This is a genomic window from Amnibacterium sp. (assembly GCF_025463795.1).
GTDB lineage: Bacteria > Actinomycetota > Actinomycetes > Actinomycetales > Microbacteriaceae > Amnibacterium.
The window spans coordinates 1-13,823 of sequence record NZ_JAODBE010000066.1; the positions used below are offsets into that span (position 1 = coordinate 1).

General features: G+C 73.8%; 11 protein-coding genes. 3 read left to right on the forward strand and 8 right to left on the reverse strand.

Going from position 1 to position 13,823, the window contains the following annotated elements:
• Positions 1-94: 94 nt before the first annotated feature.
• Both JWQ92_RS06380 and JWQ92_RS06385 read right to left on the reverse strand, forming a co-directional pair.
• A complete protein-coding gene (locus JWQ92_RS06380) occupies positions 95-2,467 on the reverse strand; it encodes a glycoside hydrolase family 3 N-terminal domain-containing protein (RefSeq protein ID WP_297343631.1) in 2,373 nt (790 codons plus the stop codon).
• Between the two features lie 169 nt (positions 2,468-2,636).
• Positions 2,637-3,425, reverse strand: a complete 789-nt coding sequence (locus JWQ92_RS06385) for an aldo/keto reductase (RefSeq protein ID WP_297343632.1) — start codon at positions 3,423-3,425, stop codon at positions 2,637-2,639.
• A 55-nt stretch (positions 3,426-3,480) separates the two neighbouring features.
• Between JWQ92_RS06385 and JWQ92_RS06390 the strand changes: the two genes are divergently transcribed.
• Both JWQ92_RS06390 and JWQ92_RS06395 read left to right on the forward strand, forming a co-directional pair.
• Positions 3,481-4,338 carry an SMP-30/gluconolactonase/LRE family protein gene (locus JWQ92_RS06390; protein WP_297343633.1) on the forward strand — a complete coding sequence of 286 codons (858 nt, stop codon included), beginning with the start codon at positions 3,481-3,483 and terminating at the stop codon, positions 4,336-4,338.
• On the forward strand, positions 4,335-5,063 hold the full coding sequence (locus tag JWQ92_RS06395; RefSeq protein WP_297343634.1) for an SDR family oxidoreductase: 729 nt from the start codon (positions 4,335-4,337) through the stop codon (positions 5,061-5,063). Before JWQ92_RS06390 ends, JWQ92_RS06395 begins: the two co-directional genes overlap by 4 nt.
• Positions 5,064-5,085: 22 nt before the next feature.
• Here JWQ92_RS06395 and JWQ92_RS06400 read toward each other — a convergent pair whose 3' ends face one another.
• The 5 genes from JWQ92_RS06400 to fdhD are packed head-to-tail and all read right to left on the reverse strand — an operon-like array spanning position 5,086 to position 11,205.
• A complete protein-coding gene (locus JWQ92_RS06400) occupies positions 5,086-6,555 on the reverse strand; it encodes an aldehyde dehydrogenase (NADP(+)) (RefSeq protein WP_297343635.1) in 1,470 nt (489 codons plus the stop codon).
• The gene (locus JWQ92_RS06405) at positions 6,552-7,406 is read right to left on the reverse strand and encodes a fumarylacetoacetate hydrolase family protein (protein WP_297343636.1); all 855 of its coding nucleotides are present in this window, start codon (positions 7,404-7,406) and stop codon (positions 6,552-6,554) included. Before JWQ92_RS06405 ends, JWQ92_RS06400 begins: the two co-directional genes overlap by 4 nt.
• Positions 7,406-9,124 carry an IlvD/Edd family dehydratase gene (locus JWQ92_RS06410; RefSeq protein ID WP_297343637.1) on the reverse strand — a complete coding sequence of 573 codons (1,719 nt, stop codon included), beginning with the start codon at positions 9,122-9,124 and terminating at the stop codon, positions 7,406-7,408. Before JWQ92_RS06410 ends, JWQ92_RS06405 begins: the two co-directional genes overlap by 1 nt.
• 55 nt (positions 9,125-9,179) lie before the next feature.
• On the reverse strand, positions 9,180-10,271 hold the full coding sequence (locus tag JWQ92_RS06415; protein ID WP_297343638.1) for a zinc-binding dehydrogenase: 1,092 nt from the start codon (positions 10,269-10,271) through the stop codon (positions 9,180-9,182).
• 19 nt (positions 10,272-10,290) lie between these two features.
• On the reverse strand, positions 10,291-11,205 hold the full coding sequence (gene fdhD / locus JWQ92_RS06420; RefSeq protein WP_297343639.1) for a formate dehydrogenase accessory sulfurtransferase FdhD: 915 nt from the start codon (positions 11,203-11,205) through the stop codon (positions 10,291-10,293).
• A 94-nt stretch (positions 11,206-11,299) separates the two neighbouring features.
• Between fdhD and JWQ92_RS06425 the strand changes: the two genes are divergently transcribed.
• Positions 11,300-13,645 (forward strand): FdhF/YdeP family oxidoreductase, encoded by a 2,346-nt coding sequence (locus JWQ92_RS06425; protein WP_297343640.1) that lies wholly within the window; start codon positions 11,300-11,302, stop codon positions 13,643-13,645.
• Between the two features lie 32 nt (positions 13,646-13,677).
• Here the strand turns inward: JWQ92_RS06425 and JWQ92_RS16905 are convergent, their stop codons facing one another.
• Positions 13,678-13,803: a hypothetical protein gene (locus tag JWQ92_RS16905; RefSeq protein ID WP_367276714.1), complete on the reverse strand. Its 126-nt coding sequence runs from the start codon at positions 13,801-13,803 to the stop codon at positions 13,678-13,680.
• Positions 13,804-13,823 lie beyond the last annotated feature (20 nt).

Below are 13,823 nucleotides of genomic sequence, written 5' to 3' on the forward strand. Positions count from 1 at the left end.
CGCCCTCTGGCGGTTCAACGGCCACGAGGGCGGCGGACCGGATGACGACACCGCTGCGCTCGCCTTCTTCGCGAGGACGCTCGGGCGCTGACGGTCAGGCGCGGACCGTCACGCCGCAGTGCAGCGCCCGCGTGTGGTCGACGTGCCGCACCTCCCCGGTCAGCTCGACCTCCGCGGTGAGGCGGATGTCGGTGCTCGACGCACCGAGCCGCAGCTCCAGCGCGCCGGGCTCCACGACGCGGGTGAGGTCGCGGCCCGGGAACGCCGTGACGTCCGCCGGCACCGTGAACTCGATCTCGGCCGAGGCGCCCGCCTCGAGCGGGACCCGGGCGAACGCGATCAGCCGCACGACGGGCCGCGTCACCTGGGCGACGGGATCGTGCAGGTAGAGCTGCACGATCTCGGTGCCGGCCCGCTCACCCGTGTTGCGCACGGTGAGGCCGACGCGGACGGCACCGTCGGTGGGCGCCGTCGTCGGGCCGCTGGGGGCGGCGCCGTTCACGGTGAGGTCCGACCAGGCGAAGGTCGTGTAGGCGAGGCCCGAGCCGAAGGGGTAGGCGGGCGTCGGGTCGAGGTTGGAGACCTCGCTCCTCGACGCGAGGATCTGGCTGAGGTAGGTCCACGGCTGCCCGCCAGGGTGCGCAGGGACGCTGAGCGGCAGCCGCCCCGACGGGTTCACGGCGCCCGAGAGCACGCGGGCGATCGCGCCGCCGCCCTCCTCGCCGGGGAAGAAGGTCTGCACGATCGCGGCGGCCCGCTCGGGCGCGGTGCCGAGGGCGTATGCCCGGCCGGAGTCGACCACGAGCACGACAGGCGTGCCGCTGTCGAGCACCGCCTCGAGCAGCTCACCCTGCACGCCGGGCAGCGACAGGTCGGCGGCGTCGCAGCCCTCGCCGGACGTGCCGCGGCCGAAGAGGCCCGCACGGTCGCCGAGCACCACCACCGCCACGTCGGCGGCGCGGGCGGCCTCGACCGCCGCGGGGATGCCGGCCGTCTCGGGGCCGTCGACGGTGCACCCCTGCTCCGCGACGATCCGCGCATCCGCGAACTCGGTGCGGATCGCGTCGAGCACCGTCGGGATGTCGACGCCGAGCGGCAGCTCGGGGTGGTGGGCGCCGACGTGGCTCGGGAACGAGTAGCAGCCGAGCATCGTGAACGGGTCGTCGGCGGCGGGGCCGAGCACGGCGATCGTGCCCGGGGAGGAGAGCGGGAGCGCGCCGCCGTTCTTGAGCAGCACGACCGCCTCCTCGGCGATCCGCCGGGCGATCGCGCGGTCAGCGGCGGGGTCGAGGTCGACGGTTCCGGTGACCTCGGCCCCGGGCTCGAGCTGCGCCTCGGTGAGCGCCTCGGGCCGCGGGTCCCACCCGGGTTCGAGCAGGCCCAGGTCCAGCTTCTGCCGCAGCACGCGGGTGAGGGCGCGGTCGATCACGGCCTCGTCGAGCCGGCCGGACGCCACCTCGTCGATCAGCGGATCGAGGAACGCCTTCGGGCCGGGCAGCTCCACGTCGACGCCGGCCGTGAGCGCGAGCCGGGCGGCGTCGCCCCAGGTGCCGGCGACGCCGTGCAGCAGCTTCAGGAAGCCGATGCCGAAGTAGTCGGCGACGACCGTGCCGGTGAAGCCCCACGTGTCCCGGAGCAGGCCGGTGAGCAGCTCGCCGTTCGCCGCGGCGGGCACGCCGTCGACCTCGGCGTAGGAGTGCATGACGCTGCGCACGCCGCCCTCGCGCACGGCCATCTCGAAGGGCGGCAGGATCACGTCCGCGAACTCGCGAGGCCCCATGCTCACGGGCGCGAGGTTGCGGCCCGAGCGGGACGCCGAGTACCCGGCGAAGTGCTTGAGGGTGGCGACGATCCCGGCGGACTCGAGGCCCTGCACGTAGGCGGTCGCGACGGTGCCGACGAGGTACGGGTCCTCGCCGATGGTCTCCTCGACGCGGCCCCAGCGGAGGTCCCGCACGACGTCGAGCACGGGCGCGAGGCCCTGGTGCACGCCGACCGACCGCATCGAGGCGCCGATCCGGGAGGCCATGTCGCGGATGAGCTCGGGGTCGAAGGTGGCGCCCCACGACAGCGGCACCGGATAGGCGGTGGCCTTCCAGGTGGTGAAGCCGGCGAGGCACTCCTCGTGCACGAGGGCGGGGATCCCGAAGCGGTTGGCGTCGACGATGCGCCGCTGCATGCGGGCGAGGGCCGCGGCCCCGGCGGCCGGATCGACGGGGTTGGTGCCGAACGCGCGGGTCAGCTGGCCGAGCCCCTGGGTGAGCAGCGCGTCGAGGTCGAAGCCCTTGTCGAGCTCGGACTGGTGCGGGGCGACGCCGGGGCCCTCGGGATCGGCGCCGAGCCACATGCCGTACAGCTGGGCGGCCTTCTCCCGGAGCGTCATCGCGCCGACGAGGGCGGCGACGCGCTCCTCGGGCGGGCGGGTCGGGTCGGTCCACACGGCATCGGGCCCGGTCGTCGACGTCATCGTCCGCTCCTAAACGTTTCGTTCCTGCGACAGAAACTGTCGAGCATCCACAGCCTAGGTCGGTGCGGAAGGCAGGCTCAAGCATCGACCCTGCACGGAATCCGGGCGCGTTCCGACCAAGCGGGCGGAGAACGACGCCCGGAATGTCGGAAGTCGCCCGGATTCCGGCTCAGGGGTGCAGGCCGCCGATGGCCGTCATCTCGTCGTCCGTGAGCTCGAAACCGGTGACGGCGAGGTTCGACGCCTGCCGCTCCGCATCCGTCGAGCGGGGGATGACCACCGTGCCGAGCTGGAGGTTCCAGCGCAGCACCACCTGGTTCCAGGCCACCCCGTGAGCCTCCGCGACCCGGGTCACGACCGGGTCCTTCGCGAGCGCGGATCCGTGCTTCAGCGGGCTGTAGCTCTCGGTGAGGACGCCCTTGGCGTCGTGGTAGCGGCGCAGGTCCGCCTGGTCGAGCCCGACGTGCAGCTCGACCTGGTTCAGCGCGGGCAGCTCGCCCGTCTCGCGCTCGAGGCGATCGATCTGCTCGGCGGAGAAGTTCGAGACGCCGATCGCGCGGATCCGGCCCTCGTCCCGCAGCCGGATCATCGCCTTCCACGACTCGACGTACCGGTCGACCTCGGGCATCGGCCAGTGGATGAGGTAGAGGTCGACGACGTCGACTCGCAGGGCGGCCTGCGAGCGGTCGAACGAGGCGAGGGTCTCGTCGAAGCCGTGGTCGCCGTTCGGCAGCTTCGTGGTGAGGAGGAACTCGTCGCGGGGCACGCCGGAGTCGCGCATGCCCGCCGCGACCTCCGCCTCGTTGCCGTAGCCCTGCGCGGTGTCGAGCAGGCGGTAGCCGGCGCGGACGGCGGTGACGACCTGCTCGACGCCCTGCTCGCGGAAGAGGCCGTACGTGCCGAGGCCGACCACGGGGATGCGGGCGTCGGCGAGTGGCAGGGTGGGGGTGTCGGTCATGCTCGACACGCTAACCGGGGCCGCCCGAGCGGCGGCTGACGGGGAAGGAGTCCTGGTGGTCGCCGCGACGTGCATCACCGAGGTCTGCGCCGATCACGGGGAGGGTCCCCTCTGGGACGCCACCCGCGACGCCCTCGTGATCGTCGACATGGAGCGCGGGGCGCTCGTCGAGGTCACGCCGGAGGGCCGCACGACCCGTCACGAGCTCGGCGGTGTCGCCGCCGCCATCCGGCCCCGGGCCGCCGGCGGCTACGTGCTCGCGGTCGCCCGTGGCTTCCAGCTGCTCACCGCCCACTTCACGCCCGACGGCCCCGTCGTGCCCGCGTTCTCGGACGAGGGCCTGCGGATGAACGACGGCGGCTGCGATCCGCAGGGCCGCTTCTACTGCGGCTCCATGGCGTACGACGAGGCGCCGGGCGCGGGCACCCTCTACCGGTTCGACCCGGACCGCTCGGTGCATCCGGTGATCGGCGACCTCACCATCCCCAACGGGCTGCAGTGGACCGCGGACGGGCGCACCGCGTTGCACATCGACACCCCGACGAACCGGATCGACGCGTACGACTTCGACGCGGAGACGGGGGCGTTCACGGGCCGCCGGCCGTTCGCCGTGATCCCCGACGACGCGGGGCATCCGGACGGCATGGCGATCGACGAGCAGGACGGCGTGTGGGTCGCGCTGTGGGGTGGGGGCGCGGTGCACCACTACACCGCCGACGGCGCCCTCGCCGAGGCCTTCGACGTCAACGCGAAGGACGTCACCGCCTGCACGTTCGGCGGCCCCGACCTGTCCACGCTCTACGTCACGACCTCGCGGCGCGACCGCGGCGACGCGGACGGCCCCGAGGCGGGCGCCGTCTTCACGGTGCCGACGCGCGTGCGCGGTGCGGTGCCGTTCCCGTTCGCCGGATGAGTGCGCCCCTGACCGTCGTCACCGGCGGGAGCGGCGGGATCGGCGCGGCGGTCTGCCGGCGGCTCGCCGCGGACGGATCCGACGTGATCGTCGGCTACCGCCGCGACCGGGCGGCGGCGGAACGGGTCGCCGAGGCGGTACGTGCGGCCGGCCGACGGGCGGTCGCCGTCGCGGCCGACGTCACCGACGAGGCCGACGTCGACGCGCTGCTCTCCGCGGCGGAGGCGCTGGGGCCGGTGACGGGGCTCGTCACCTCCGCCGGCGCGGCGAGCGTGGAGGGACGCCTCGAGGACCTGCCCGTCGCCGGGATCCGCGCCGACCTCGAGCTCGACCTGCTCGGCACCCTGCTGCCCGTCCGCGCCGCGATCCCCCGGCTGAGGGCCGCGGGCGGCGGGGCGATCGTCACGATCTCGTCGGGCGCCGCGACGCTCGGCTCGCCGGGGGAGTTCGTGCACTACGCGGCGGCGAAGGCGGGCGTCGACGCCCTCACGATCGGGCTCTCGAAGGAGCTCGCGGGCGACCGCATCCGCGTGAACGCGGTCGCGCCCGGGCTCGTGAGCACGGACTTCCACCTCGATCCGGGCCGTCCCGACCGCATCGCGCCGACCGTGCCGATGCGGCGGCCGGGCACGCCCGCGGAGATCGCCGCGGCGGTGTCGTGGCTGCTGTCGGCCGACGCCTCGTACACGACGGGCGCGATCCTCCGGGTCGCGGGCGGCCGCTGACCCTGCGGCGATGGATGCGCGGTCAGGGCTCGAGCACGCCGTCCACGCGGCGGGGGAGGTGCCAGGGGTTCTCGTCGCGGAGGGGCTCCGGCAGCAGCGACCCGGGCGTGCTCTGGTAGGTGACAGGGCGGAGGAACCGGTCGATCGCGCTCGTGCCCACGGACGTCGTCTGCACGGACGTCGTCGCGGGGTAGGGCCCCCCGTGCTGCATCGCCCAGGTCACCGAGACGCCCGTCGGCCACCCGTTGACCAGCACCCGGCCCGCGCGCTCCGCGAGGATCGGCAGCACCGCCGCGGCGTCCGGATCGTCGTCGACCGTCTGCACGGTCGCCGTCAGCTGGCCGTCGATCGCCGCGAGGGCGCGCTCGAGCTCCGCGCGGTCCGTGTACTCGACGACCAGGGCGGCCGGTCCGAACGCCTCGTGCGTGAGGGTCTCCGGATCCGCGAGGAACGTCGCCGCGCTGGTCCTCAGCAGCGTCGGCGTGGGCGTCTCGCTCGTGTCGCCCCGGGTGAGCACCTCGACGCCGTCGTGGCCGGCCAGCTCGTCGAGGGCGCCGGCGAACCCGCGAGCGATGTGCTCGTTGAGCATCGGCGCCGCGGCGACGGCCGACAGGCGGTCCGCGACCAGACGCGGCAGGTCGGATCCGGCGGGCGCGAACAGCAGGCCGGGTTTGGTGCAGAACTGGCCGACGCCGAGGCTCATGGAGTCGGCGAAGCCGGTCGCGACCTCCTCCGCCCGCTGCGCGGCCGCGGACGGCGTGACGACCGCCGGGTTCACGCTGCCGAGCTCGCCGAAGAAGGGGATCGGCACCGGCCGTGAGGAGGCGAGGTCGAAGAGGGCCCGGCCGCCCGCGAGGGAGCCGGTGAAGGCGCCGGCGGCGATCCGCGGATCCGTGATGAGCGTGCGCCCGATCTCCACCCCGGTGACGAGGGCGAACGCGCCCGCGGGCGCGCCTGCGTCGGCGATCGCCCGCGTGACGATCGCGGCCGTGGCCACCGACAGCCGTGGATGCCCCGGATGCGCCTTCAGCAGCACGGGCGCCCCGGCCGCGAGCGCCGAGGCGGTGTCGCCGCCCGCGACGCTGAACGCGAAGGGGAAGTTGCTCGCCGCCCAGATGGCGACGGGCCCGATCGGGCGGAGCATCCGGCGCAGGTCGGGCCGGGGGCCCATGCCCCAGTCGGGGTCCGCGTGGTCGATCGTCACCTGCAGGTAGGCGCCCTCGTCGAGCACGCCGGCGAAGAGGCGCAGCTGGAAGGTGGTGCGCTTCAGCTCGCCGGTGAGTCGCGGCACGCCCAGGTGACTCTCCTCGGCCGCGAGCGGGATCAGCTCCTCGGCCGCCGCGTCGAGCGCGTCGGCGATCGCGCGCAGCCGCACCGCGCGGTCGGCGGGCCGCTCCGCCGCGAGCATCGGCGCCGCGGCGACCGCGGCGCCGAGAAGCAGGTCGAGCTCCTCGGGCGTCGTGTCCGCCACCGTCTCCACCACGTCCGTCATCGTGCTCCTCCTCCGGTCCGCAGGTCGCGTCCCACGACCTGCACGGGGTTCACCAGGGTGCCGACCTGCTCGATCGACACGGTCACGACATCCTGAGCGGCCAAGGTGAATCCCTCCTCCGGAACGATGCCGGTCCCGGTGAGCAGCACCGCACCCGCGGGGAACGGCATCGCGGCGAACAGCCACGCTCCGAGGTCCGCGAAGTCGCGCGTGATCGTCGACGTCGACGTCGTGCCCGTGAAGACGACCTCGTCGTTCCGGGTGATCGTGAGGCCGATGCCGAAGGGACCGGTCGCGTCCCAGACCGGCACGATCGCCGGGCCGAGCGCGCACGCCGCCTCGTACACCTTCGCCTGCGGAAGGTACAGCGGGTTCTCGCCCTCGATCGACCGGCTGCTCATGTCGTTGCCCGGCACGAAGCCGAACAGCTCGCCGGCGGCGTTGAAGACGAGCCCGAGCTCGGGCTCCGGCACGTCCCAGTCGGAGTCCGCGCGGATGCCGACGGGCTCGCCGGGGGCGACGACCCGGGCCGCGGGCGCCTTGAAGAAGACCTCGGGGCGTTCGGCGACGTAGACGCGGTCGTAGATGGACGCCTCGGTCGACTCCGCCATCCGCTCGTCGCGGCTGCGCTCGTACGTGACGCCCGCGGCCCACACCTCCTGCTCGTCGACCGGCGCGAGCAGCCGCCCCTGCACCGGGGCGCCGGCCGCCGCGTCGATCCGCGTCCGTGCCGCATCGAGCGGCAGGGCGAGCAGCTCGGCGAGCGAGGCGCCGAGCGGCACCCCGCCGTCGTCGTGCAGCGCCGCCCACACGGGGCCGTCCGCGGTCGCGAGCCGCACCAGCGCGGCCATCAGTGGGACTCCCGCGCGACGGCCGAGCCGGAGGCGCCGACCAGGAAGTCGAGATCGGCGCCCGTGTCGGCCTGCTGCACGTGCTCGATGTAGAGCTTCTGCCATCCCCGCTCGGCGGATGCGAAGCCCTCGACGAGCGCCGGTGGCGGTGTCCGTCTCGCGAGCTCCTCCTCGGGCACGTCGAGGGTGATGGTGCGGTTCGGCACGTCGAGCACGATCGGGTCGCCGTCCTGCACGAGCGCCAGGGTGCCGCCGGCCGCCGCCTCCGGCGACACGTGCAGCACCACCGTGCCGTAGGCGGTGCCGGACATCCGGCCGTCGCAGATCCGGACCATGTCGCGAACCCCTTCCTTCAGGATCTTCTGCGGCAGGGGCAGGTTCGCCACCTCCGGCATCCCCGGGTAGCCGCGCGGCCCGCAGCCGCGCAGGATCAGCACCGAGTCGGGCGTGACCGGCAGGTCGGGATCGTCGACGCGGGCGTGGAAGTCCTCGATCGAGTCGAACACGATCGCCTCGCCGCGGTGCCGCAGCAGGTGCGGGGACGCGGCAGCCGGCTTGATGATCGCCCCGCGGGGCGCCAGGTTGCCCCGCAGCACCGCGATGCCCGCGCCCTCGATGAGCGGTTCCGCCCGCGGCGCGATCACCTCCGGGTTCCAGATCGGCTTGTCGTCGAGGTAGTCGGTCAGCGGCAGGCCGGTCACCGTGATCGGCGTCGGATCGAGCAGGTCGCGCACCTCGGCGAGCACCGCGAGCAGCCCGCCCGCGTTGAAGAGGTCCTCCATGAGGTACTCGCCCGCCGGCTGCAGGTTGACGAGCAGCGGCACCTCCGCGCCGATCCGATCGAAGTCGTCGAGGGTCAGGTCGATGCCGAGCCGGCCGGCGATCGCGAGCAGGTGCACGACCGCGTTGGTGGATCCGCCGCACGCGGCGAGCGCGACGATCGCGTTCGTGAAGGACCCGCGGGTGATCACGTCGGCGATCGTGCGGCCCTCCTTCACGAGCTGCACGGCGAGGCGGCCCGTGGCCTGCGACGCCTCGAGCAGCCGCGCGTCGGGCGCGGGCGTGCCGGCGACGCCGGGGATGGTCATGCCGAGCGCCTCCGCCATGATCGCCATCGTCGAGGCGGTGCCCATGGTGTTGCAGTGGCCCTTGCTGCGGATCATCGACCGGTCGCTCGCGAGGAACGCCTCCTTCGAGAGCGTGCCGGCGCGCACCTCCTCCGACAGCTGCCAGACGCCCGTGCCGCAGCCCATCCGCTTGCCGCGGAACATGCCGTTCATCATCGGGCCGCCCGGGACGACGACCGCGGGGATGCCGACCGACGCGGCCGCCATGAGCAGGGCCGGGATCGTCTTGTCGCAGCCGCCGAGCAGCACGAGGCCGTCGATGGGGTTGGCGCGGAACATCTCCTCCATCGCCATCGCCGCCATGTTGCGCCACAGCATCGCGGTGGGGCGCACGAGCGTCTCGCCGAGCGAGACGACCGGGAGGTTCAGCGGGATCCCGCCCGCCTCGTAGACGCCCTCCTTCACGCTGCGCGCCACCTCGTCGAGGTGCATGTTGCAGGGCGTGAGGTCGGACGCGGTGTTGGCGATCGCGATCTGCGGCCGCCGCCCGTCGAACGCGTCGTCGGGGAAGCCGCGCCGCATCCACGCGCGGTGGATGTAGCCGTCGCGGTCGTCGCCGCCGTACCACTCGTCGCTCCGGAGACCCGTCATCGAGGATCCGCTCCTTCCCGGCCGTGGTCGGCCGTGCGTGCTGGCTGGTGGGGGATCAGGGGATCAGGACGCCGCGGCCCGGCGCCCCGGCGCGCAGGTCGGCGTAGGCCTCGTTCACCTCGGCGAGCGGACGGGTCGTCCCGAGCAGCGCATCGAGGGGCAGGCGGCCGGCGAGGTACAGGGTGAAGATGCGGGCGAGGTCGATCCGTGGGTTCGCGAGGCCGTAGAGGGCGCCGACGATGCGCTTCTGCCGCTGCACGAGCTCGGTGATCGGCACCTCCGCGACCGCGTCGGTCGAGGACAGGCCGACCGCGACGAGGGTGCCCTCCGCCGCGAGGCAGGCGAACGCCTCGCGCATCGTCTGCGGGCGGCCGACGGCCTCGACGAGCCAGGGGACCCCGCCGCCGGTGAGCTCCACGACACGCTCGGCGACCCGGCCCTCGCGGCCGTCGATCGTGTGGGTGGCGCCCAGGCGGCGGGCGAGGGCGAGCTTCTCGGGGTCGAGGTCGATGGCGATGATCGGCGAGGCACCGGCGACGACCGCGCCCAGCACCGCCGCCAGCCCGACGCCGCCCGCCCCGTAGACGGCGAGCGGCCGCCCGGCGACCTCCTTCGCGGCGTTCAGCACCGCGCCGACGCCCGTGACGACCGCGCAGGCCGCGACCGCGGCGATCTCCGGCGGCACGCCGTCGGGCACCGGGGCGGTGCTCGTCGCGGAGACCACGACGCGCTCCGCGAAGCAGGAGACGCCCATGAGGTGGTGGATCCGCTCGTCCCCGCGGTGCAGGCGGGTGGTGCCGTCGAAGAGCCCGTTCGTGGTCGCGAAGACGCGGCCGAAGCGGCACAGCACCGGGTTGCCGGCGACGCACGCGTCGCATTCGCCGCAGCGGGGGCGCCAGGTGAGGGCCACCCGCTGCCCGACGGCGAGCTCGACGCCGTCGCCGACCGCCTCGACGATGCCGGCGCCCTCGTGCCCGACGACGATCGGCAGCCGGGCCGGGAGGTCGCCCGTCATGTAGTGGAGGTCGCTGTGGCAGACCCCGGCGGCCTCGATGCGCACCTGCACCTCGCCGGGACCGGGCGCGTCGAGCTCGAGATCCTCGATCGTGAGCGGCTCGCCGACGGCACGCAGCACCGCGGCCCTCATGCGGCCCTCGCCGGGTGCGTCATCGGACTCCTCGCGAATTTGTCGCCGGCTGCAACGAATCCGGCGGGCTCGACGGTACGGACGCGGGGGCGGCGGCGTCAAGCCGGCCGGTGCGGCGCACCCGCGCGGCTCCGGCGTACACGTTGAAGGCGGCGCCGCGGCTGAAGCCGATGAGCGTGATCCCCGCCTCCTCGGCCAGCTCGGCCGCCAGGGACGAGGGCGCGCTGACCGCCGCGAGCACGGGGATCCCCGCCATCCGCGCCTTCTGCACGAGCTCGAACGACGCGCGGCCGGACACCTGCAGCACGGTCCTCGCCAGCGGCAGGCGCCCCTCGCGCAGCGCCCAGCCGACGACCTTGTCGACGGCGTTGTGGCGGCCGACGTCCTCGCGCAGCACGAGGAGGGTCCCGTCGCCGTCGAAGAGGCCCGCCGCGTGGACGCCGCCCGTGGAGTCGAAGAGCCGCTGCTCCGCGCGCAGCCGGTCGGGCAGGGCGGCGAGCACGACGTCGTCGACCGTGAAGCCCGCGGAGAGGATCGGCCACGCGGACGCCGTGGTGACCGCATCGATCGAGGCGAGCCCGCAGACCCCGCAGGAGCTGGACGTGTAGACGTTCCGCGCGCGGGCGGCGGCGACGGCGAGGCCCCCGCCGGTCACCGTCGCCTCCACGATGTTGAACGTCGGATCCCCGGAGCGGGCGATCCCGGTCACCACCCGCATCGCCGCGAGGTCGTCCGTCGAGGCGACGACGCCTTCGGAGACGAGGAATCCCGCGACGAGGTCGAAGTCGTCACCCGGCGTGCGCATCGTCACGCTGAAGGGCACGCCGCCGACCCGGATCTCCAGCGGTTCCTCGATCGCGAGCGCGTCCTCGCGGGCGCGGCCGGGCTCACCCGGTCGCACCACGACGACGCGGCGCCGCGCTGCGCGCTTCATGCGGCCAGCCTGCCACCGTCCGCTGCGCGCCGAGGTCGCCGACGTAGCATGCGGCATGCGCGGCCGAGGGCGGCCGCGCGGGACGGAGCCGCTCATGGCCGACGCGACGGAACGTGCGGAAGCGAACATCGACGAGTCGAAGCTCACCGTCGGCAAGCCGAAGAAGCGGGCCGTCGGGGCGCCGGCGGTGCTGCACTCGATGGAGATCGCCCTCGACCAGATGGGTCCCGCGCGGAGCGTGCGGACCCTGCTCAAGGTGAACCAGGTCACCGGCTTCGACTGCATGGGTTGCGCCTGGCCCGACCCGGCCCACCGCCGGCACACAGCCGAGTTCTGCGAGAACGGCGCGAAGGCCGTCGCCGAGGAGGCCACGACCCGGCGCGTGCCGCCCGCGTTCTTCGCCGCGCATCCGCTCGCGGAGCTCGAGACGTGGGACGACTTCGCGCTCGGCAAGCAGGGCCGGCTCACGCATCCGATGCTGCTCGAGGCGGGCGACACCCACTACCGACCCGTGTCGTGGGGCCGCGCCTTCGACGTCGTCGCGGAGGAGCTCGACGCGCTCGACAGCCCCGACGAGGCCGTCTTCTACACGTCCGGCCGCACCTCGAACGAGGCGGCGTTCCTCTACCAGCTGGTCGCCCGCGCGCTCGGCACGAACAACCTGCCCGACTGCTCGAACATGTGCCACGAGTCGAGCGGGGCCGCCCTGAACGAGACGATCGGCATCGGCAAGGGCTCGGTCACCCTCGTCGACATCGAGACCGCCGGGCTCATCCTCATCGCCGGGCAGAACCCGGGGACGAACCACCCCCGCATGCTCACCTCCCTCGAGAAGGCGAAGAAGCAGGGCGCGGTGATCGTGGCGGTGAACCCGCTGCGCGAGGCAGGGCTGCTCCACTTCGACAACCCGCAGACGGTCAAGGGGATGGTGTTCCGTGGCACGGATCTCGCCGACACGTTCCTGCAGATCAAGCTCGGCGGCGACCAGGCGCTGTTCCAGGCGCTCGGCAAGGTGCTGATCGAGCTCGATGCGAATCCCGCGGCCGGGCGAGCCGGTGGGCCGAGAGGGACCGTGCTCGACCACGACTTCATCGCCCACTACACCCAGGGCTTCGAGGCGTACCGCGAGGCGATGGCCGCGCTCCGGTGGGCCGACGTCGAGACCGCCACGGGACTGACCGAGAAGCAGATCCGCAAGGTCGGCGAGCTGATGGCGGCGTCGAAGGGGAACATCGTCTGCTGGGCGATGGGCCTCACGCAGCACAAGCACTCGGTCGCGATGCTCCGCGACGTCGTGAACCTGCTGCTCCTCCGCGGCGACATCGGCAAGCCGGGTGCGGGCGTCTGCCCGGTCCGCGGCCACTCGAACGTGCAGGGCGACCGCACGATGGGGATCTGGGAGCAGATGCCCGACGCCTTCCACGACAAGCTCGACGCCGAGTTCGCGTTCTCGTCCCCGCGCGAGCACGGGGTCGACACGGTCGGCGCGATCCGCGGGATGCGGGACGGCACCATCAAGGTCTTCCTGGGCATGGGAGGCAACTTCGCCAAGGCGACGCCCGACACCGCCGTGACGGAGGCGGCGATGCGCTCGCTGCGGCTCACGGTGCAGGTGTCGACGAAGCTGAACCGGTCGCACGTCGTCACCGGGCGCCGCGCCCTGATCCTGCCGACGCTCGGCCGCACCGAGCGCGACGTGCAGGTGACCGGGCCCCAGATGGTGACCGTCGAGGACTCGATGAGCATGGTGCACGAGTCCCAGGGCGGCCTCGAGCCGGCGAGCAGGCACCTCCGCAGCGAGGTCGCCATCGTCGCCGGGCTCGCCGAGCGCGTGCTCCGGGGCCGCGCGGACACGGCGCACGTCGACTGGCGCGGGCTCGCGGGCGACTACCGCCGCATCCGCACCCACATCGAGCACGTGATCCCCGGCTTCGACGCGTACGAGGAGAAGCTCGGGATGCCGGGCGGATTCGTGCTTCCGCACGGCCCGCGCGACCACCGGTCGTTCGCCACCGACACCGGCAAGGCCAAGTTCACGGTGAACGACCTCGAGTACCCGACGGTGCCGGAGGGGCGGCTGATCCTGCAGACGATCCGCGCCCACGACCAGTACAACACCACGATCTACGGCAAGGACGACCGCTACCGCGGCATCCACGGCGGCCGCAAGGTCGTGCTCGTGAACGCGAAGGACCTCGCCGCGCAGGGCCTCGCGGACGGCGACCTGGTCGACCTGGTCTCGGAGGCACCCGACGGCGACCGGCGCGCCGAGGGCTGGCGCGCCGTCGCCTACCGCACGCCGATCGGCTGCGCGGCGGCCTACTACCCGGAGACGAACGTGCTCGTGCCGCTCGACTCGGTGGCGGACACGAGCAACACGCCCACCTCGAAGAGCATCGTCATCCGGCTCGAGCGGGCCCGCGTCGCCGTCCCCGCCTGACGTCTCCCCGGGCGGTCACCGGGGGACCCGGGTCACCAGGGGAGCGGGATGCAGCGGACGCGGGTGCCCGCGCTCGCACCGCCCGGCGGGACGACGGCGAGCACGTCGGCGGCGGCGAGGCCGCGGAGCATGTTCGGCCGCGTCGAGGCGACCGGCACGAGGCCGTCCGGGTCGCGGC

What these genes read in the sequence shown, in the direction of transcription:
- JWQ92_RS06385 (WP_297343632.1), bottom strand. Translation starts at nt 3,425, where the DNA reads ATGACCGACACCCCCACCCTGCCACTCGCCGACGCCCGCATCCCCGTG.
- JWQ92_RS06395 (WP_297343634.1), top strand. Translation starts at nt 4,335, where the DNA reads ATGAGTGCGCCCCTGACCGTCGTCACCGGCGGGAGCGGCGGGATCGGC.
- JWQ92_RS06400 (WP_297343635.1), bottom strand. Translation starts at nt 6,555, where the DNA reads ATGACGGACGTGGTGGAGACGGTGGCGGACACGACGCCCGAGGAGCTC.
- JWQ92_RS06380 (WP_297343631.1), bottom strand. Translation starts at nt 2,467, where the DNA reads ATGACGTCGACGACCGGGCCCGATGCCGTGTGGACCGACCCGACCCGC.
- fdhD (WP_297343639.1), bottom strand. Translation starts at nt 11,205, where the DNA reads ATGAAGCGCGCAGCGCGGCGCCGCGTCGTCGTGGTGCGACCGGGTGAG.
- JWQ92_RS06415 (WP_297343638.1), bottom strand. Translation starts at nt 10,271, where the DNA reads ATGAGGGCCGCGGTGCTGCGTGCCGTCGGCGAGCCGCTCACGATCGAG.
- JWQ92_RS06425 (WP_297343640.1), top strand. Translation starts at nt 11,300, where the DNA reads ATGGCCGACGCGACGGAACGTGCGGAAGCGAACATCGACGAGTCGAAG.
- JWQ92_RS06405 (WP_297343636.1), bottom strand. Translation starts at nt 7,406, where the DNA reads ATGGCCGCGCTGGTGCGGCTCGCGACCGCGGACGGCCCCGTGTGGGCG.
- JWQ92_RS06410 (WP_297343637.1), bottom strand. Translation starts at nt 9,124, where the DNA reads ATGACGGGTCTCCGGAGCGACGAGTGGTACGGCGGCGACGACCGCGAC.